This is a genomic window from Sulfurimonas gotlandica GD1 (genome assembly GCF_000242915.1).
Classification (GTDB): domain Bacteria; phylum Campylobacterota; class Campylobacteria; order Campylobacterales; family Sulfurimonadaceae; genus Sulfurimonas; species Sulfurimonas gotlandica.
The window spans coordinates 940,153-957,060 of sequence record NZ_AFRZ01000001.1 but is presented as its reverse complement, the minus strand read 5'-3'; the positions used below and the strand labels follow the sequence as shown (position 1 = coordinate 957,060).

20 protein-coding genes and 5 tRNA genes are annotated in these 16,908 nt (G+C 36.3%); 22 read left to right on the top strand and 3 right to left on the bottom strand.

Features of this window, described 5'->3' with window-relative positions; genetic code table 11:
* Window positions 1-16 precede the first annotated feature (16 nt).
* From SMGD1_RS04575 to SMGD1_RS04565, 3 genes are read left to right on the top strand one after another with little or no spacing between them, the layout of a single operon-like run.
* A complete protein-coding gene (locus SMGD1_RS04575; protein WP_008339082.1) occupies window positions 17-1,843 on the top strand; it encodes a DUF1538 domain-containing protein in 1,827 nt (608 codons plus the stop codon).
* Window positions 1,844-1,878: 35 nt separating this feature from the next.
* Window positions 1,879-2,208, top strand: a complete 330-nt coding sequence (locus SMGD1_RS04570; RefSeq protein ID WP_139064124.1) for a transcriptional regulator — start codon at window positions 1,879-1,881, stop codon at window positions 2,206-2,208.
* Window positions 2,205-2,579: a hypothetical protein gene (locus SMGD1_RS04565; protein ID WP_008338767.1), complete on the top strand. Its 375-nt coding sequence runs from the start codon at window positions 2,205-2,207 to the stop codon at window positions 2,577-2,579. The genes SMGD1_RS04570 and SMGD1_RS04565 overlap by 4 nt, the downstream gene beginning before the upstream one ends.
* A gap of 37 nt (window positions 2,580-2,616) precedes the next feature.
* Here the strand turns inward: SMGD1_RS04565 and SMGD1_RS04560 are convergent, their stop codons facing one another.
* Complete coding sequence (locus SMGD1_RS04560) at window positions 2,617-3,525, bottom strand: AEC family transporter (protein ID WP_139064123.1); 909 nt, start codon at window positions 3,523-3,525, stop codon at window positions 2,617-2,619.
* A 25-nt stretch (window positions 3,526-3,550) separates the two neighbouring features.
* Between SMGD1_RS04560 and SMGD1_RS04555 the strand changes: the two genes are divergently transcribed.
* The 3 genes from SMGD1_RS04555 (at window position 3,551) to SMGD1_RS04545 (ending at window position 5,206) form a co-directional block, all read left to right on the top strand.
* Window positions 3,551-3,871, top strand: a complete 321-nt coding sequence (locus tag SMGD1_RS04555) for a thioredoxin family protein (RefSeq protein ID WP_008339155.1) — start codon at window positions 3,551-3,553, stop codon at window positions 3,869-3,871.
* Complete coding sequence (locus SMGD1_RS04550) at window positions 3,868-4,686, top strand: SDR family NAD(P)-dependent oxidoreductase (RefSeq protein WP_008339094.1); 819 nt, start codon at window positions 3,868-3,870, stop codon at window positions 4,684-4,686. The genes SMGD1_RS04555 and SMGD1_RS04550 overlap by 4 nt, the downstream gene beginning before the upstream one ends.
* A gap of 85 nt (window positions 4,687-4,771) precedes the next feature.
* Window positions 4,772-5,206, top strand: a complete 435-nt coding sequence (locus SMGD1_RS04545) for an Lcl C-terminal domain-containing protein (protein ID WP_008338941.1) — start codon at window positions 4,772-4,774, stop codon at window positions 5,204-5,206.
* 6 nt (window positions 5,207-5,212) lie between these two features.
* On the opposite strand, the gene SMGD1_RS04540 is transcribed toward SMGD1_RS04545, so the two are convergent.
* Complete coding sequence (locus tag SMGD1_RS04540) at window positions 5,213-5,965, bottom strand: TrmH family RNA methyltransferase (RefSeq protein WP_008338769.1); 753 nt, start codon at window positions 5,963-5,965, stop codon at window positions 5,213-5,215.
* Window positions 5,966-5,981: 16 nt separating this feature from the next.
* Complete coding sequence (locus SMGD1_RS04535) at window positions 5,982-6,707, bottom strand: YaaA family protein (protein ID WP_008338702.1); 726 nt, start codon at window positions 6,705-6,707, stop codon at window positions 5,982-5,984.
* Window positions 6,708-6,797: 90 nt separating this feature from the next.
* On the opposite strand from SMGD1_RS04535, the gene SMGD1_RS04530 reads away from it, so the two are divergent.
* The 16 genes from SMGD1_RS04530 to rplL all read left to right on the top strand — a co-directional run bounded on the left by SMGD1_RS04530 (window position 6,798) and on the right by rplL (window position 16,748).
* Window positions 6,798-7,502, top strand: coding sequence for a FecR family protein (locus tag SMGD1_RS04530; protein WP_008338973.1), 705 nt, complete (start codon window positions 6,798-6,800; stop codon window positions 7,500-7,502).
* 5 nt (window positions 7,503-7,507) lie between these two features.
* Entirely contained in the window at window positions 7,508-9,553 is a 2,046-nt protein-coding gene (locus SMGD1_RS04525; RefSeq protein WP_008339047.1) for an adenylate/guanylate cyclase domain-containing protein, read from the top strand.
* 13 nt (window positions 9,554-9,566) lie between these two features.
* Complete coding sequence (locus SMGD1_RS04520; RefSeq protein ID WP_008339174.1) at window positions 9,567-11,507, top strand: HD domain-containing phosphohydrolase; 1,941 nt, start codon at window positions 9,567-9,569, stop codon at window positions 11,505-11,507.
* A 37-nt stretch (window positions 11,508-11,544) separates the two neighbouring features.
* Window positions 11,545-11,621: transfer RNA gene (locus SMGD1_RS04515), tRNA-Thr, on the top strand.
* Between the two features lie 46 nt (window positions 11,622-11,667).
* A tRNA-Tyr gene (locus SMGD1_RS04510) sits at window positions 11,668-11,752 on the top strand.
* 14 nt (window positions 11,753-11,766) lie between these two features.
* A tRNA-Gly gene (locus SMGD1_RS04505) sits at window positions 11,767-11,842 on the top strand.
* A gap of 173 nt (window positions 11,843-12,015) precedes the next feature.
* A tRNA-Thr gene (locus SMGD1_RS04500) sits at window positions 12,016-12,090 on the top strand.
* A 90-nt stretch (window positions 12,091-12,180) separates the two neighbouring features.
* A complete protein-coding gene (gene tuf, locus SMGD1_RS04495) occupies window positions 12,181-13,380 on the top strand; it encodes an elongation factor Tu (RefSeq protein ID WP_008339112.1) in 1,200 nt (399 codons plus the stop codon).
* 47 nt (window positions 13,381-13,427) lie between these two features.
* Window positions 13,428-13,580: a 50S ribosomal protein L33 gene (gene rpmG, locus SMGD1_RS14550; RefSeq protein ID WP_008338881.1), complete on the top strand. Its 153-nt coding sequence runs from the start codon at window positions 13,428-13,430 to the stop codon at window positions 13,578-13,580.
* A 55-nt stretch (window positions 13,581-13,635) separates the two neighbouring features.
* A tRNA-Trp gene (locus tag SMGD1_RS04490) sits at window positions 13,636-13,711 on the top strand.
* Window positions 13,712-13,776: 65 nt separating this feature from the next.
* The gene (secE, locus tag SMGD1_RS04485; RefSeq protein ID WP_008339026.1) at window positions 13,777-13,956 is read left to right on the top strand and encodes a preprotein translocase subunit SecE; all 180 of its coding nucleotides are present in this window, start codon (window positions 13,777-13,779) and stop codon (window positions 13,954-13,956) included.
* A 9-nt stretch (window positions 13,957-13,965) separates the two neighbouring features.
* Complete coding sequence (gene nusG, locus SMGD1_RS04480; RefSeq protein WP_008338895.1) at window positions 13,966-14,493, top strand: transcription termination/antitermination protein NusG; 528 nt, start codon at window positions 13,966-13,968, stop codon at window positions 14,491-14,493.
* Between the two features lie 20 nt (window positions 14,494-14,513).
* Window positions 14,514-14,939: a 50S ribosomal protein L11 gene (gene rplK, locus SMGD1_RS04475; RefSeq protein WP_008339177.1), complete on the top strand. Its 426-nt coding sequence runs from the start codon at window positions 14,514-14,516 to the stop codon at window positions 14,937-14,939.
* A gap of 65 nt (window positions 14,940-15,004) precedes the next feature.
* The gene (rplA, locus tag SMGD1_RS04470) at window positions 15,005-15,697 is read left to right on the top strand and encodes a 50S ribosomal protein L1 (RefSeq protein ID WP_008339163.1); all 693 of its coding nucleotides are present in this window, start codon (window positions 15,005-15,007) and stop codon (window positions 15,695-15,697) included.
* Between the two features lie 157 nt (window positions 15,698-15,854).
* The gene (rplJ, locus tag SMGD1_RS04465) at window positions 15,855-16,334 is read left to right on the top strand and encodes a 50S ribosomal protein L10 (RefSeq protein ID WP_008339073.1); all 480 of its coding nucleotides are present in this window, start codon (window positions 15,855-15,857) and stop codon (window positions 16,332-16,334) included.
* 42 nt (window positions 16,335-16,376) lie between these two features.
* Complete coding sequence (gene rplL, locus SMGD1_RS04460; protein WP_008338903.1) at window positions 16,377-16,748, top strand: 50S ribosomal protein L7/L12; 372 nt, start codon at window positions 16,377-16,379, stop codon at window positions 16,746-16,748.
* Window positions 16,749-16,908 lie beyond the last annotated feature (160 nt).

The window sequence follows — 16,908 nt, the reverse complement described above, 5'->3', positions numbered from 1 at the left end:
TAATCAAGGAATCGATATGAATGAAGACACTACACCCTCTGATACTACTGAAGATATTCAAACCTTCAGTTATTCTCAGTATACTCGAGCAACTGGAACACAAGTTTCTGAGGTACGGTACAATGACATTTTACCAAATATTGAGTTTGACTCAAGTGGTATACTTATCCCACATCGCTATTCTAGATTAACCCTTAAAGCACGTGAAAAGCTAGCTCTACTTCGTCCTTTCTTGTCTTCTCGTATTATGGAACAAGTTAGTGCAGTGGTTCCTTTGGCTCTTTATCTTATGTTGTTCCAAGTTTTAATCCTTCGTCAATTGGTAGAAGGTGGTTGGTTTATTGTAGGCGGTATGTTTGCAGTTATTGTCGGACTAATGCTGTTTATGGAAGGACTTAAAATTGGGCTAATGCCTTTAGGTGCGATTATCGGTGAAACTTTACCACGGAAACTCGCCTTGCCTTTTGTCTTAATAATTGCCTTATTGTTGGGTGTTGGTGTCACCTTCGCTGAACCTGCAATCGGGGCTTTGAAAATGGCTGGGCAAATTGTATCGGTTGAAAAAGCTCCTTATCTGTTCACTTTACTTAATGACTACTCCGGTGTACTAGTGTTAGTCGTTGGTGTTTCTGTAGGACTGGCTACGGTGATTGGAACGCTTAGGTTATTGTATGGATGGAGTTTAAAACCGTTTATCTATGCCTCATTGGCTGCAGTGATGATTCCAACGCTATACATGACAAGTGATCCTCAGCTTAATGCTGTACTTGGTCTTGCTTGGGATGCGGGTGCAGTCACGACAGGACCTGTTACAGTACCTTTAGTTTTGGCTCTTGGCGTAGGTATTTCTGCCGCCGCAGGAAAGGGAGAAGGTGGTCTTTCCGGTTTTGGTATTGTCACTTTGGCATCTCTTTTCCCCGTTGTCGGAGTCCTCTTGTTGACGCTTTATGTGGCTTCTGTCCAATCTCCTATGGAAATCATACAAGCTGCACAAGGTCTATCCACTATGGCAGGTTCAGAAGCAATTGCTTGGTATGAGCGCAGTCCAGTTGTTGAAGTTATTTCAGGTATTCGTGCTATCTTACCTTTGGTCGCTTTTCTTTTTTTAATCTTGAGTGTTATCTTACGTAAACGTCTACAAAAACAAGCAGAAATATTTTTTGGGATAGGATTGACTGTTGCTGGAATGTGTGTGTTTAATATTGGTCTGACTTATGGCTTGTCAATGCTAGGAAGCACGGCAGGAAGTTTTGTTCCAACTGCATTTATGCTGGTAGATGGAATGCCAAACTCACCTCTGTATAATTATGGATTTGGATTGATGTTAGCTATAGTATTTGCATGGTTTCTTGGGTTTGGGGCTACAATTGCAGAACCTGCTTTGTCTGCACTTGGAATTACAGCTGAAGAGTTGACGAATGGAATGATTAAGAAAAAAGAGCTTATTATCACTGTCTCTTTTGGAGTAGCTTTTGGTATTGCTTTGGGACTTGCCAAGTTGATTTTTAACCTGCCTTTGGTTTGGTTACTAGTTGGTGGTTATTCTTTGGCTATTTTTTTAACTGTGATTTCAAGCGAAACACTTGTAAATATTGCATGGGATAGTGCTGGTGTAACAACGGGTCCAGTGACTGTTCCTCTTGTTTTAGCTTTGGGTCTTGGTTTTGGGACTGCTACTCATGCTGTTGAAGGGTTTGGTATTTTGTGTATGGCATCAATCGGCCCAATTCTTTCTGTTTTAATATTTGGACAATGGTCGAGTTATAAAGAGAAGTCACTTCTCAAGCAATCTGGTAAAAATCAAAAATCATCCACTCTTGAAGTGGTAGAAGGTGTTATATGAAAACTAATATTACGTATTTATCGGATGTTGTTGCAGTGACATGCATCGTTAAGCATGGATCTGGAGAAAAAGTTGTTGCCATGGCACGTGAAGTTGGGGTGAGTGGTGAAATAATTTTTAATGCTAGAGGTGCGGGTATTCGTGAACGTCTAGGTCTTTGGGGGATTGCTGTAGAGGTTGACAAAGATGTCGTGACTATGATGACTTCAATAGAAAACCGTGATTTACTTATTCATCATTTATACACGAAGCTCGGTCTTAACAGACCTGGAGCTGGTGTTGTTTATGCAACCGCTCTTGATAAAGTTGCTACTTATATACCTGAGGCTGTTCTGAGTACTTTAGAAAAGGAAGGGCCACAATGAGTTCTGATTTCCATACTTTTGCAAAAGATCATCTACAAGATGTAAGACTCATAACCTGTATACTACCTGATGATGGAGTTGATCGGGAGTTGATGCGAAGTTTACGAGAAGAAGAGGGGATAGAAGTGGCAGACAGTACCGGTTGTCGTGGTCAATTTGTCTCTAAATCATCAACGAAGATAAGTAATGGAAGTTCAATGAAATTTGTACAAATTATTGTTCCTGAAACACAAGCACATAGATTATTTAAATTTATATGTGAAAAGTCAAAAATTGGGAGACCGAATGGTGGATCGGTCTCGATGGGAAAACCTATCTGCACAACACCATATGCTTTACCTACCAATATGCCTAATGAAAAAAATAATTAGTGTAGAGATTAATCTAAGTTGTTATTTGCAGCTTAGGTTATAAGTAAGCCAAAACTTCCACAGCTACAAATATAACTCCCAAGAAAACTACTGAAGACAAAAATACTAAAGCAGTCACGACTCTTGGGCTACAGTCATATAGAGATGCAAGATTTACATTTGCGACAGCTAGCGGCATCATCAGCTCTATAAAGATGATTCCTTTTATCATAGGGTCAAGTTCTATATTTACTAGAACTAAAAAGGCAATAGCAGGAAGTAGCAGGAACTTAAATGTTAAGACCCAAATCACTAAGGTCTTACTGATCTCCTGAATCTTAGTCCCATAGAGATAGATGCCAAAGAGAAAGAGCTGCATAGTCATAGATGCATAAGCCCCCATCATCAGAGTATTTAAAACTACACCTGAAGGTTTGTATCCGTAGATGCTAAGAAGTATGGCTAGTATTGCCGCCCAAAGGATAGGAAGTTTTACGATGTTTAGTAGAGATGTCTTAGTATCAAAGCTTCCACGAGAATAGTAAAAAACACCTACAGTATAGACCACAAAAACATTCATAAGGTTTACTACTGTCGTGTAGGGAATGGACTCTTCACCAAAGATAGCTATGTTTATGGGGATGCCAAGGTTTCCTGTGTTTCCTATGATGGCGGCAACTGTTGCGATGGAGTACTCTTTTGGAGATTCAAATAGTTTTTTAGCAACTACAACTGAGACTAAAAGAAGTACGACAACGATGCCAAGGTAGATGCTAGGAGCGTAAAGAAGTGTGATGTCGATAGGACGGATAAGAAGTCCCCAAAAAGTTAAAAAGACTTGCAGGAAATAGACATTTATAAGTGTAATAGTCTTATCGTCAATCTGGTCTTTAAAACTCATCTTAGCGATGAAACCCACGACAATAAAAATATATATACCAAGAATTGAAAATATTATTGAACTCATAGTGGTATTATAATATAATCTCTCCATGCAAACAATTGAAAATATAAATAACACTATAAAAGAAAACTTAGCTGTAATGGTCTACTTTTCAGCACCGACTTGTAACGTATGTCATGCGTTAAAACCTAAACTCATGGATGCTCTAGATGCTAACTTCACAGACTTTAAAGTAGAGAGTGTAGATATCTCAGAGAGTGAAGATATAGCTCCTTTTTTTAATGTCTATGCGATACCTACTGTTTTAGTATATTTAGACGGCAAAGAGTTCTTACGTAAATCTCGTCACATGAGTGTCGATGAGGTTATCAGTGAGATAAAAAGACCTTACGAGATTATGACTTCTTGAAAAAAAACATCTTAATAACTGGTTGTTCTAGCGGTATAGGCTACGACACTGCTCACTACCTACACAACAACGGTTATAAGGTTTATGCATCTGCTAGAGATGCAGAGGATGTAAAAAGACTTCAAGATGAAGGTCTAGAGACTTTTTTGCTTGATGTTACTTCTGCAGATGCCATAACAGAAGTTCTAAACAACATTACAAAAGATGGAGCAGAACTTTACGCAGTATTTAACAACGCAGGCTACGGACAACCCGGAGCTGTAGAAGATATAACTACTGATGTTTTAAGAGAGCAGTTTGAGACTAACCTTTTTGGACTTCATGAACTTACACGTCAAGCCATCAAAATTATGAGAAAACAAGGCTATGGAAGAATCATTCAGCACTCCTCTGTTTTAGGAATCATCTCGCTTCGTTTTCGTGGAGCCTACAACGCTTCAAAATATGCTATAGAAGGTCTCTGTGACACACTACGCCTAGAACTTATGGAGACAGATATTTATGTATGTACCATAAACACAGGACCAGTCCGTTCAGACTTTCGAAAAAATGCTATAAAGATGTTTAAAAAAAATGTAGTCTCAGAAGGAAGTATTTTTGAGAAAGAATACAACGAAGAGCTGCTCACTGTAAAAGAAAAAGACAATGACCCCTTCACAAAAAACTCTGACGTTGTTATAAAAAATATACTCCACGCACTAGAATCCAAAAAACCACAACCCAGATACTACAACACTCTGGCTACGCATCTACTTGGAGGATTTAAAAGAGTTTTATCTACAAGTGTTCTTGATAGGATTCTGAGGAAGATTTAATATTTTAGTAAAATATTTTTTACTTAAGTCACATTTCAAATCAATATGGTTACAATCAGCAAACTTAAAATTATAAGGATTTTTAATGAAACAATTAAAAATATTAATCTTATCTTTATGTATAGCATTCACTGCAAACGCTGATATTGTTAAGAACTCTGAAAATACTATCAAAGATACAAAAACAAACTATCTATGGCAAGACACAAAAGATGTTTCAACAACAAAGAGAAGTTTTGAAGAAGCAGTAGGTTATTGTAAAAACTTAGAACTAGACGGACATAAGTCTTGGGAGTTACCAGGTTTTGTAGAACTCTTTTCAATCATAGATACAAAAGTGTACAATCCTACTATCTCAGGAAATTTCCAATATGTAGTATCTGACAACTACTGGTCATCTAAGACATTTGGACATGCAACAAGTAAAGAGGCATTTGTAGTGAACTTTTTATCGGGTGCATTCAATAGAGAAAAGATGGATGACACATTTTACGTAAGATGTTATAAAAAGGCTAGTTAAGTAGCCTTATTTCATAAATGCTAGAAGAGATGCGGTCACTGCAACATTGAGTGACTCAACTCCTCTTTGCATCGGTATACTTATTGAGTCATTACAAAGTTTTTCAACCTCAGGACTCACTCCATCACTCTCATTTCCTAAAACAAATATTGATTTTTCTGTTGGTACAACATCATAGATGCTAGTTTTTGCATGTGATGATAGAGAGTATATTCTCGTATCTGCATCTAGGTCTGGAAAAATTTCATCAAGAGTATTACAGTAATAAATTGGAAGTTTAAAAAGCGTTCCTGAACTTGCTTTGATTACAAGTGGAGATATTTTTGCAGAACTCTTTTTAGGAAGTATGATTCCATCTACATTCCCAGCAGCACATGAACGAATAATCATCCCTAGATTTTGAGGATTTTGGATGCCGTCAAGTGCTATAAGTCTAAAGCTTTTCATATCTTTAATTTCGTGAGCACTCTTGTAAGTCTGAGCGATAATGTCTACGGCAACACCTTGGTCTTGCTTTGCATTTTTACTTATTCTGCTAAGAGAGCTTTTCTCATGGTAAGTAATCTCTATCTTTCTTGTCTTTGCAAGTGCTAAGATAGTCTTTATAGCTCCATCGGGTTTGTTGCTAGATGCCATGTGTAGTTTGTGAACTTCAACGGATGAGTCTTGGAGTACTTCTACAACAACATTTCTGCCGTAAAGTGTAATTATCTTATCAAAATATGCTTTTTTATCTTTATATTCTTGTGAATCTTGCAAATGGACTTCCTTTTAATTAAACGATATTATATACAATCTCTGTTTTATTCTTGATAACTTTTATCTCTTTAATCTGAAGTCCGTCTATCTCTAAAGACATGAACTCTTCCATAGAGTTTATGTTGCCCTTTGCAAGCGCTCTTAAAACCAAACCTCTATATGCTTTGGCCCAGTGACTTACAGTCTTGCCATCTTTTAAAAACTTCAGAGTAGTGTATGGCTTTGTCACTTTGTAAAACTTGTCGTAGTAACCTGCACGAAGGTCTAGAATGTCATCGTTGTTTAAGTACAAATCTAACTGATACGTAAATCTATCTTTGTAAAATTTGTCTGGAACTATACTACCAATATCATTCCCCTGTTTTACTTTATAGTTTGCAATTGCATCTCCACCGAGGATAGGGCCGTAGAGGTTTGAGAAGATTATAGTATTTTTCTTTAGATACTCTACTTGCTGTGCATCTAAAGTGTTTATGTCCAAATAGTCATAAGCTACGCCTTGATACCTCTCTATTGCAGACATAAGTGGAGAGTTGAACAGATCGTTTACATAAGCTTCACAATCGCTCATTTTTTTAAAACCAAAGAGATTTTTAATAGCTTCTTCATCGCTACTCATAACGATGCTGTTGTATTCATTTAAAATATCTTTCCTCGCGTCGTTAGAACCAAGAAGCTCTTTAGGAGTCTCTTCACCACCGCTATTTTTGCCTTCTGATGGTGAAAACAGTATTTTTAGCATATCTATCCTTGTGTTTTGTGTCGTTATATTTTTATCTAATTGTATCAATTTAAATGATATAATAGGTAAAAATGAATATAGGGGTTTATTGTGAAGAAAATTTTAATATCTCTTTTTATAGCTTTATTATCTGTTACAGTAGCGAGTGCAAGTTCAGCTATAGGAAGTGTTTATCTAGTAAAAGGAAATGTAAAAATTAAGAGTGAGGGCTCATTTAAAAAGAGTCAAGTTAGCAAGGGCTTAGAAGTAAAAAAAGGTGACTTAATCACTACTTCTAAAGAAGCAAATGCGATTATAAAGCTTTTAGACGGTTCGACTCTGGTTCTTGATGCAAGTTCTACTTTACACTTTTCTTCAGCAAACTTGGCAGAACAAACAGAAGGTAAAGTTTTTTATAAAATCACTTCACGAGATGCAAAGAACTCTCTTAAAGTTAAAACTCCTTTCGCCATTATCGGGATTAAGGGAACTACTTTCATCGTTGACTCTGGAGAAAAGGCTTCTGTAAAACTAAAAGAGGGTGTAGTTGGAATCCAAAGTATAAAAGAAGAGTTTGAACTTTACAGAAAGGCAGTTCAGGCAGAGTACAATAAGTACTTGTCAGAACAAGAAGCGGCATATCAAAAATACCTGAACGAGCAAAACAAAGGCGCAGCTCTCATGACTAAAGAGTTTGATCTTCAAGCCGGAAACACAATCTCTTTTGATGGTAAAAAAGTTAATGAGAGTGCTTGGACTAAAGAAGATGACGCAGAGTTTGAACGTTTTGAGAAACTTATGGGATCTATAAAGTAGATTAAATGAAAGAAAAACTTCTCTATCTTGGTGTTTTAATACCTATATTACTTATAACATTACTGTTACAAATGTATAAGGTTGAACCGTTTGAGAGCTTTTCGCTACGTTACAACGATATAAATTTCGACCTTCAGAAAAAAACTCCTAGCAAAGATATTGTCTTTGTAGCTGTTGATGAGCCAAGCGTAAATGAGTTTGGCAGATGGCCTTGGAAGAGAGAGATAATTGCGAAGGGGATAGACGGTCTTTTAGAAGCTGATGTAGTTTTGATGGATATGATCTTTTCAGAGCCAACTTCGCAGGAGCAAGACTCTGCATTGGCAGAGTCTCTTTTGGGACTTAACTCCAGTGTATGCGGTTTCTTTTTAAGAGCTAAATCTACTCAGAATATAAGTAATGAAGAGTTAGAGATTTTAGGTGATTCATCTCTTGATCTGCTTCAGTCACAAATCTCTGAATTTAAAAATCCTCAGTTTGTTCACGCACCTTTTGCAGAGATGAATATTGTTCCTATTTTGCAAGCGTGTTCTTTGAGCGGAAGTTTTTCTACTCTTAGCGAGAGTGATCATCTTCTTCGATCATATCCTATAGCTGTATATTTTCAAAATATTCTATATCCATCTTTAGCAATGCAGGGTCTTAGATTAAAGTTTAACAAGGATGTTAAGAGAGTAGACGAATCTCATATAGAGATAAATGAACGTATAATAGGAGTAAATAAGAAGGGTTTTATAAGACTTAACTTTTACAATCCAGAGCAGTATAATGTAGTATCGTTCTTAGATGTTGCAACTGGCAAGATTAAACAGGAATATTTCAGAGGCAAAATGGTTATTCTTGGAATTACTGATGTTGGTGCCGGTGATGTAGTTAGTACACCGATGGGCTCTATGCCTGGTCCACTGCTTCATTATACTTTTATATCTAACCTGCTGGAAAACCATCTTATTAAAGAACCAAAGAATATAACTCCATTGTTGATTGTTTTGATGGTTCTGCTACCGTTTATTTTAGTACTTCTATTTAAAAAGATTTTACATAGAGTAGTTATCAATATAATTGTCTATCTAATAGTATATGCTTACATAAGATATTTGTTCGTAACTGACATGATCTATATTGATCTTTTTTATCCTTTAATATCTTTAGTGCTGAGTTTGGTCGCCGTAGAGGCTATTGCTTTTAACTTGCAGGAACAAAGCGGTAAGTTTATGCGTGGTGCTTTTTCAAGTTACCTCTCTGGAGATTTGCTCGACAAGCTTATAGAAAACCCTGAAGCACTAGCTCTTGGTGGTGAGAGTAAAGAGCTTAGCATCCTCTTTAGTGATATACGTGGATTTACAACTATCTCAGAATCTATGGATCCTGTTAGTTTGATTACTCTCTTAAATAGATACTTCACTCCTATGACAAATGCAGTTTTAGATAATGGTGGAATGCTTGATAAATATATTGGAGATGCTGTTATGGCGTTTTTTAATGCTCCTGTTGATATTAAAGATCATGCAGATGCATCATGTAAGAGTGCTTTAGAGATGATAGAAAAACTTGATGTACTAAATGAAGAGTTGGCTCTTGAAGGTATAAATCCAATCCGAATAGGTATAGGAATAAATACGGCAGATGTAGTCGTTGGGAATATGGGTTCAGATACTAGGTTTAACTATACTGTTATTGGAGATGGTGTAAACCTTGCATCTAGAGTAGAAGGTCTGACAAAAAACTATGGTGTAAATATTTTGATTACAGAGTTTACCGTAGCAAAAATCAGTGATAAGTTTATACATAGAGAGATAGAACCAGTAAAAGTAAAAGGTAAAGATGAAGCAGTACTTCTGCATGAGCTTATGCCAGATAGTGATAAATCAAGAGAGATTAAAAAACTATATGACGAGGCACTTAGAATATATAAGAGTGGTGACTTTAAAAAAGCAGAAGTATTATTTGATAGATTAGTTAAAGATTATGATGATCATCCATCAAAGTATTTTCTACCACATATTAAAGATGAACAGCCATGGGGTGTTCACAAAATGACAACAAAGTAGTGAGGTAATTATAATGAAACATGCAAGAAGCTTAGGTGCTAACGAAATACTACAAATGATATTTACATACCTGACTGAGGTCTCTTCTCTGAGAGCATACAATGACATTATAATGGTTCTTGCAAACATGGGTAGAGCACTAACTTCTGCAGACAGATGTACGGTATGGGTTGTAGATGAAGAAAAACAAGAGATTTGGACAAAGGTAGCTCACGGTATTGATGCTATAAGACTTCCAATAGACTCTGGAATAGTCGGTAGTTCTATTACAACTGGTAAAAAAATAATTATTGATGATGTTTACCTTGATGACAGATTTAATCCTGATATAGATAAGAAAACAGGTTACCGTACAAAAAGTATGATGGTGATTCCAATGTTTGATAATGATGATGAGATCATTGGCGCATTTCAAGTTATTAATCATAAGGGTGAAAAAGGTCTGTTTGACACAAGAGATATGGAACGTCTTATGTTGGCTAGTACATACGCGGCTGAGACTCTTGTATCTGCACGTCTAACAAATGAGATAGAAGATACGCAAAAAGAAGTTGTCTTTACAATGGGTGCTATTGGTGAGAGTAGAAGTAAAGAGACTGGTAACCATGTAAAGAGAGTTGCAGAGTATTCAAGAATTTTAGGACTAGCGTATGGGATGGAAGCAAAAGAAGCTGAACTTTTGAAGCAAGCTAGTCCTATGCATGATATTGGGAAGGTTGCAATCCCGGATGCAATACTAAAAAAGCCTGGTCGTTTTAACGATGAGGAGAGAAAAGTAATGGACACTCATGCAGAACTTGGATTCGGCATGATAAAGAACTCTGACAGACCTCTTCTTCAAGCCGCAGCAATAGTGGCATATGAGCATCATGAAAAATGGAATGGAAATGGATACCCAAGAAAGTTGAAGGGTGAAGAGATTCATATTTATGGTCGTATTACTGCTTTGGCTGATGTGTTCGATGCACTTGGTTCTGATAGAGTTTATAAAAAAGCATGGGATGATGAGAGAATATTTAAGCTTTTTAAAGAAGAGAGAGGTGAACACTTTGATCCAAAACTAATAGATCTGTTCTTTGAAAATTTAGAAGATATCTTGGCAGTTAGAGAACATTTTAAAGATGCATACGAAGAAAAGGTAGTTGATAAAGAAGTAAACACCAAAGAAATCAAAATACTTGGAGCTTATGGAACAAGAGCAAAAGGCTTTGGTACAAGTTCATTTTTACTAAATAAGAGCAATGTAATAGATGCCGGAAATATATTGGCTACATTAGATGAAGAAAGTATTCATATAGAAAATATATGGCTTACACATTCACATCTAGATCATATTAGCGATATAGCGTATATATTGGATAACTATTTCTCTTTAAGAACTAAGACTTTAAATATTTTAGGATTGCCTGGGACTATTAAAGCTCTTAAAAAACATTTCTTCAATGATCTGATATGGCCAGACTTTTCAAAAATTACTCTTAGTAAATCAGATACACCTGCATTGTCTTATACAGAAATAGAATTAGATAAAGAGTATTCGCTTAATGAAGATGAATCTCTTGAAGCCTTTAAGACGGACCATACAGTGCCAAGTTGTGGATATATATTTAAAAGGGAAGGAGATTCTGTACTAATAACAGCAGACACTTACTCTTTAGATAATGTAATAGAAATGATAGATGCTAGAAAAGATATAAATTCAATAGTTATAGAATGCTCGTTCCCATCAAGTATGCCAATTCTTGCAAAAGAGAGTAAACATTTAACACCTCAGTTGCTTTTTAAAAGCATAGATAAGATAAAAAGAGATGACATAAGGTTATACATAAATCATATTAAGCCTAGCTTTTTAGATAAAATCGCTAAAGAAATTCATGAATATATGGGTAAATTAGAGCCAATAATATTAAAAGATGAAGATTTTATAAATTTCTCTAAAAAACCCTTGACATAGAAAAACTTTTGCACTATAATTCTGGCTCAATTTCGATGCTGGCATAGCTCAGTTGGCTAGAGCAGTTGATTTGTAATCAACAGGCCCGGGGTTCAAATCCTCGTGCCAGCACCATTGAAATAGAATATTAGAAACAGTGTTAGACCAGATATATTAACTTGGTGAGATAGTCAAGTGGCCAACGACGGCGGACTGTAAATCCGCTCCCTACGGGTTCAGAGGTTCGACTCCTCTTCTCACCACCATTTCAATGGCACATGCGGGTGTAACTCAGTGGCTAGAGTTCCTGCCTTCCAAGCAGGCTGTCGAGGGTTCGAATCCCTTCACCCGCTCCATTGAAAGCCTTATATTTTCTGGAAGCTGAAGTACAATTTCAACTTAAATTACTTCATATATAGAATATTATATAAATATCTATATAGCTTTAAATCTAATCAAAAAAAACTAATATTAAAATAAAAAAATTATGCAATTATTGCTTGTGTATATTCATACTATTACTGTCTGTGCTCTCGTGGCTCAGGGGTAGAGCACTTCCTTGGTAAGGAAGAGGTCGGCGGTTCAAATCCGCTCGTGAGCTCCATTTAAAAAATAATAGTTTAAATTTAAGCAATAATTGAATGATTTTTGGGTACAATCCCGTTTCTATTCACAATTAAAGTCGGAGGACACTATGGCAAAAGAAAAGTTTGAGCGTAATAAACCGCATGTAAACATTGGTACTATTGGTCACGTTGATCATGGTAAAACAACATTAACAGCAGCTATTACTGCGGTATTAGCAGTAACTAACGGTGCAGAACTTATGGATTACGATGCAATCGATAATGCACCAGAAGAAAGAGAGCGTGGTATTACTATCGCTACTTCACACGTTGAGTATGAGACGGACATTCGTCACTATGCACACGTTGATTGTCCAGGTCACGCCGATTATGTTAAGAACATGATTACTGGTGCTGCTCAAATGGACGGAGCTATTCTAGTTGTTTCTGCAGCGGATGGCCCAATGCCACAAACTCGTGAGCATATTCTTTTATCTAAACAAATTGGTGTTCCTGCCATGGTTGTTTTCATGAATAAAGAAGATATGGTTGACGATGAAGAACTTCTTGAACTAGTTGAGATGGAAATTCGTGAACTTTTAGATATGTATGATTTCCCAGGTGATGATACTCCAATTACTGCAGGTTCTGCAACTTTAGCTCTTGCTGAAGCAAAAACTGGTACTCTTGGTGAATGGTCAGCTAAAATTCAACAACTAATGAAAACTGTAGATGAGTTTATTCCTGAGCCTCCTCGTGAGACTGACAGAGATTTCTTAATGCCAGTTGAAGATGTTTTCTCAATTTCTGGTCGTGGAACTGTTGTTACAGGTCGTATCGAGCGTGGAACTGTTAAAATTGCTGACAAAATCCAAATTGTTGGAATTAGAGATACTCAAGAAACTACAGTAACTGGTATAGAAATGTTCCGTAAAGAAATGGACGAAGCTCTTGCTGGTGATAACTGTGGTATTCTAGTTCGTGGTATCGGTAAAGATGATGTTGAGCGTGGTCAAGTACTTTGTAAGCCAGGTACTATTACTCCTCACACTAAGTTTACTGCTGAGATCTATGTACTAAGTAAAGATGAGGGTGGTCGTCATACTCCATTCTTCAACGGTTACCGTCCTCAGTTCTACGTTCGTACTACTGATGTTACAGGTGCAATCACTTTACCAGAAGGTACTGAGATGGTTATGCCAGGTGATAACGTAAGTATTACTGCTGAGTTAATTCACCCAATTGCAATGGAACAAGGTACTAAGTTCGCTATCCGTGAAGGTGGTAGAACAGTTGGTGCTGGTGTTGTTGCTGAGATTCTTGCATAATTCGCTTTCGCGAATTTTGCACTAATCACTATTAAAGGTAAATTAACATGAGAGAAGCGATTCACTTAGGTTGTGAGAAATGTACTCGTCGTAACTATCACACAACTAAAAATAAGAAAATCCATACTGAAAAATTTTCAGTAAGAAAATATTGTAAGTTCTGTAGAGAGCATACAACTCACAAAGAGATGAAGCTGTAATAGTTTTATCTCTTTTTGGTCTTAAATGGGACTTTGTCCTATTTATTAATTACGTAGGCGTGTAGCTCCAATGGTAGAGCACCGGATTCCAAATCCGGGTGCTGGGGGTTCGAATCCCTCCACGCCTGCCACTCCATTAATTATTAGTGAAGCTGAGCAGCTTTATTTATAATCAATGCACTTTTAGGAAAGTTTAATGAATTTAGGTACACACATAAGAAATGCAAGATCAGAGTTAACTAAGGTAATCTTTCCTACGAAAGGTCAGGTTAAGCAAGCTTATATTTCTGTTTTAATAGTTGTTACTGTTATTGCAGCTTTTTTAGCTTTAGTTGACTTATTTATGTCATCAGTTATGTCAGCAATTTTAGGTTAAGGAGAAAACATGGCACATCAATGGTACTCTATTCAGACCTACGGTAGCGAGAGAGCTGTTCGTATAGCTATCTTAAATATGATAGAAGAGATGGGATTACAAGATTTTATATCAGAGGTAATTGTTCCTACTGAAGATGTTATCGAAGTTAAAGACGGAAAAAAGAAGATTACTGAGCGTTCACTATATTCAGGATATGTTTTTGCAAATATTGACTTAAATACTGAAGTTCAGCATCTTATCACTGCATTACCAAAAGTATCTGGATTTATCGGTGAAGCAAATACACCGACACCTCTTAGTGAGCATGATATTAATGTTATCTTAGATCGTGTAAATAACCGTGCAGCACCTAAACCAAAAGTTTATTTTGATAATGGTGAAACAGTTCGTATTATTGATGGACCATTTGCAAACTTTACGGCGACTGTAGATGAGTATGATTTAGAGCATGGTACTCTAAAACTAAACGTTTCAATTTTTGGTAGAGCAACTCCGGTTGACATCTCTTACACTCAAGTTGAAAAAATAATTTAAATCACAAAAAGGAAACAAACATGGCAAAAAAAGTTGCAGGCTATATTAAGCTTCATATTCAAGCTGGTGCAGCAACACCTGCTCCACCAGTAGGACCAGCTTTAGGACAACGTGGTGTTAACATCATGGAATTTACTAAAGCATTTAATGAGAAAACAAAACCTCAAATGGGATTCAAAGTTCCAGTTATTATTACAGTTTATACAGACAAAAGTTTTACTTTTGTTACTAAACAACCACCAGCTTCTGCGCTACTTATGAAAGCAGCAGGACTTAAAAAAGGTAGTGATAATGCTCTTAAAAATAAAGTTGGAAAAATCACTCGTGCTCAATTAATGGAAGTTGTTGAACAAAAAATGAAAGATTTAAACACTGATAATAAAGAAATGGCTGCTAATATTATAGCTGGTTCAGCTCGTTCAATCGGTATAGAAGTAGTAGACTAAAAAATTAAATCATCGACCACAATGATTATAAAATTTGTGGCAGAATTACATAGGAGAATTTGAAAATGAGTAAAAGATATAAACAATTATTAGAAAAAATTGATAATACAAAAGCATATAGCGTTACTGACGCATCAAGCGCAGTAAGAGACCTTAAAAGTGCAAAATTTGACGAGACTGTTGAAGTTGCACTTAATCTAAACGTTGATCCAAGACATGCTGATCAAATGATACGTGGTGCAGTTGTTCTTCCTCATGGTACTGGTAAAACAGTTCGTGTTGCTGTTTTTGCAAAGGGCGTAAAAGCTGATGAAGCTAAAGCAGCAGGTGCTGATATAGTTGGTACTGATGATTTAGTGCAACAAATAAAAGATGGAATTTTCAATTTTGATGTAGTTGTTGCTGCACCAGATTGTATGGGACTAGTTGGTCAAATTGGTCGTATTTTAGGACCAAAAGGTTTAATGCCAAATCCTAAAACAGGTACTGTTACTCCAGATGTTGCGACTGCTGTTAAAAATGTTAAAGGCGGTCAAGTTAACTTTAGAGTTGATAAAAAAGGTAACATTCATGCTGGTATCGGTAAAGTAAGTTTTGAAGCTACTCAGATTAATGAAAATTTAATTTCTTTTGTAAGAGCTATTAACAAGCAAAAACCTGCATCTGCAAAAGGTCGTTACATTAAAAATGCTGCGCTTAGTTTAACTATGAGTCCTGCACTTAAGCTTGATTCTAGTGAACTAATGGATATTAAATAAATATTAGTGATTTTTAGTGTCTTAATTTTTGTTAAGGCACTATAAAGTTACTACTTTGGTAACTGCATTTTATGGACTAGAGATATAGGAGCGAAAGCTTAATTTACTACATATGTGGTATGCCTGTTGAAGTGTTGTCTGGAAAGGAGAAAATTCTATGACAAAAACACAAAAAGCTGAAATTATTGAAGTACTTTCTACTGAGTTTAAAGACGCGCAAGCTGTAATCTTTTGTGATTACAAAGGCTTGACTGTTCCTCAATTAGAAAGTTTAAGAGAAAGCGCTCGTGCTAAAGAGGTAAAAGTTCAAGTTGTTAAAAATACTTTAGCGACTATAGCACTTAAAAATGCTGAATTGACTGGTGTTGAGCTAAAAGATACAAACATTTTAGTTTGGGGTGAAGACTCTGTTTCAACATCTAAAGTTGCTGCTGATTTTGCTAAAACAAATAGTAAATTTGTAATTAAATCTGCTTATGTTGACCGTGAAGCTTCAGATGCTTCTAAAGTTGAAGCATTCGCTAAACTTCCAGGACGTGAAGAGTTACTTGCAATGCTTGCTGCTACTTGGATGGCACCTATTGCGAACTTTACAATTGGTCTTGACGCACTAAGACAAAAAAAAGAAGCTGCTTAAGCAGTTAAAACTATAAAAATAAAATAAAATTAAGGATTACACATGGCTGTAACTAAAGAAGACGTATTAGAATTTATTTCAGGACTTTCTGTATTAGAACTTTCTGAATTAGTAAAAGAATTTGAGGAAAAATTCGGTGTTTCTGCACAACCTGTAGCAATGGCTGGTGGCGCTGCTGCTGGTGGTGCTGCTGCTGAAGAACAAACTGAGTTTGATGTAATTATTACAGATGCTGGCGCTAAGAAAATTGGTGTTATTAAAGCTGTTCGTGCTCTTACTGGCTTAGGTCTTAAAGAAGCAAAAGAAGCAACTGAAGCATTACCGTCTACAATTAAAGAGGGTGTAGATAAAGAAACTGCTGAAGCAGCTAAAAAAGAGCTTGAAGAAGCTGGTGCTACTGTAGAAGTTAAGTAATCTATTAACACTTTTTATGAGAGCTTCGGCTCTCAAATTCTGGGCGCTTTTACAATGAGATTTTGTCTCTTTGTAAAAGTGCCCTTATGTCGTTTATAAGCACTGTTAAAATAAGCTCTTTTAGAGCCCCACAAAAATCATTCAAGGACGCTTGAATATG

What these genes read in the sequence shown, in the direction of transcription:
- rplJ (WP_008339073.1), top strand. Translation starts at nt 15,855, where the DNA reads ATGACAAAAACACAAAAAGCTGAAATTATTGAAGTACTTTCTACTGAG.
- secE (WP_008339026.1), top strand. Translation starts at nt 13,777, where the DNA reads ATGAATTTAGGTACACACATAAGAAATGCAAGATCAGAGTTAACTAAG.
- SMGD1_RS04520 (WP_008339174.1), top strand. Translation starts at nt 9,567, where the DNA reads ATGAAACATGCAAGAAGCTTAGGTGCTAACGAAATACTACAAATGATA.
- SMGD1_RS04535 (WP_008338702.1), bottom strand. Translation starts at nt 6,707, where the DNA reads ATGCTAAAAATACTGTTTTCACCATCAGAAGGCAAAAATAGCGGTGGT.
- SMGD1_RS04525 (WP_008339047.1), top strand. Translation starts at nt 7,508, where the DNA reads ATGAAAGAAAAACTTCTCTATCTTGGTGTTTTAATACCTATATTACTT.
- tuf (WP_008339112.1), top strand. Translation starts at nt 12,181, where the DNA reads ATGGCAAAAGAAAAGTTTGAGCGTAATAAACCGCATGTAAACATTGGT.
- SMGD1_RS04560 (WP_139064123.1), bottom strand. Translation starts at nt 3,525, where the DNA reads ATGAGTTCAATAATATTTTCAATTCTTGGTATATATATTTTTATTGTC.
- rplA (WP_008339163.1), top strand. Translation starts at nt 15,005, where the DNA reads ATGAGTAAAAGATATAAACAATTATTAGAAAAAATTGATAATACAAAA.
- SMGD1_RS04575 (WP_008339082.1), top strand. Translation starts at nt 17, where the DNA reads ATGAATGAAGACACTACACCCTCTGATACTACTGAAGATATTCAAACC.
- SMGD1_RS04565 (WP_008338767.1), top strand. Translation starts at nt 2,205, where the DNA reads ATGAGTTCTGATTTCCATACTTTTGCAAAAGATCATCTACAAGATGTA.
- nusG (WP_008338895.1), top strand. Translation starts at nt 13,966, where the DNA reads ATGGCACATCAATGGTACTCTATTCAGACCTACGGTAGCGAGAGAGCT.
- rpmG (WP_008338881.1), top strand. Translation starts at nt 13,428, where the DNA reads ATGAGAGAAGCGATTCACTTAGGTTGTGAGAAATGTACTCGTCGTAAC.
- SMGD1_RS04555 (WP_008339155.1), top strand. Translation starts at nt 3,551, where the DNA reads ATGCAAACAATTGAAAATATAAATAACACTATAAAAGAAAACTTAGCT.
- SMGD1_RS04545 (WP_008338941.1), top strand. Translation starts at nt 4,772, where the DNA reads ATGAAACAATTAAAAATATTAATCTTATCTTTATGTATAGCATTCACT.
- rplL (WP_008338903.1), top strand. Translation starts at nt 16,377, where the DNA reads ATGGCTGTAACTAAAGAAGACGTATTAGAATTTATTTCAGGACTTTCT.
- rplK (WP_008339177.1), top strand. Translation starts at nt 14,514, where the DNA reads ATGGCAAAAAAAGTTGCAGGCTATATTAAGCTTCATATTCAAGCTGGT.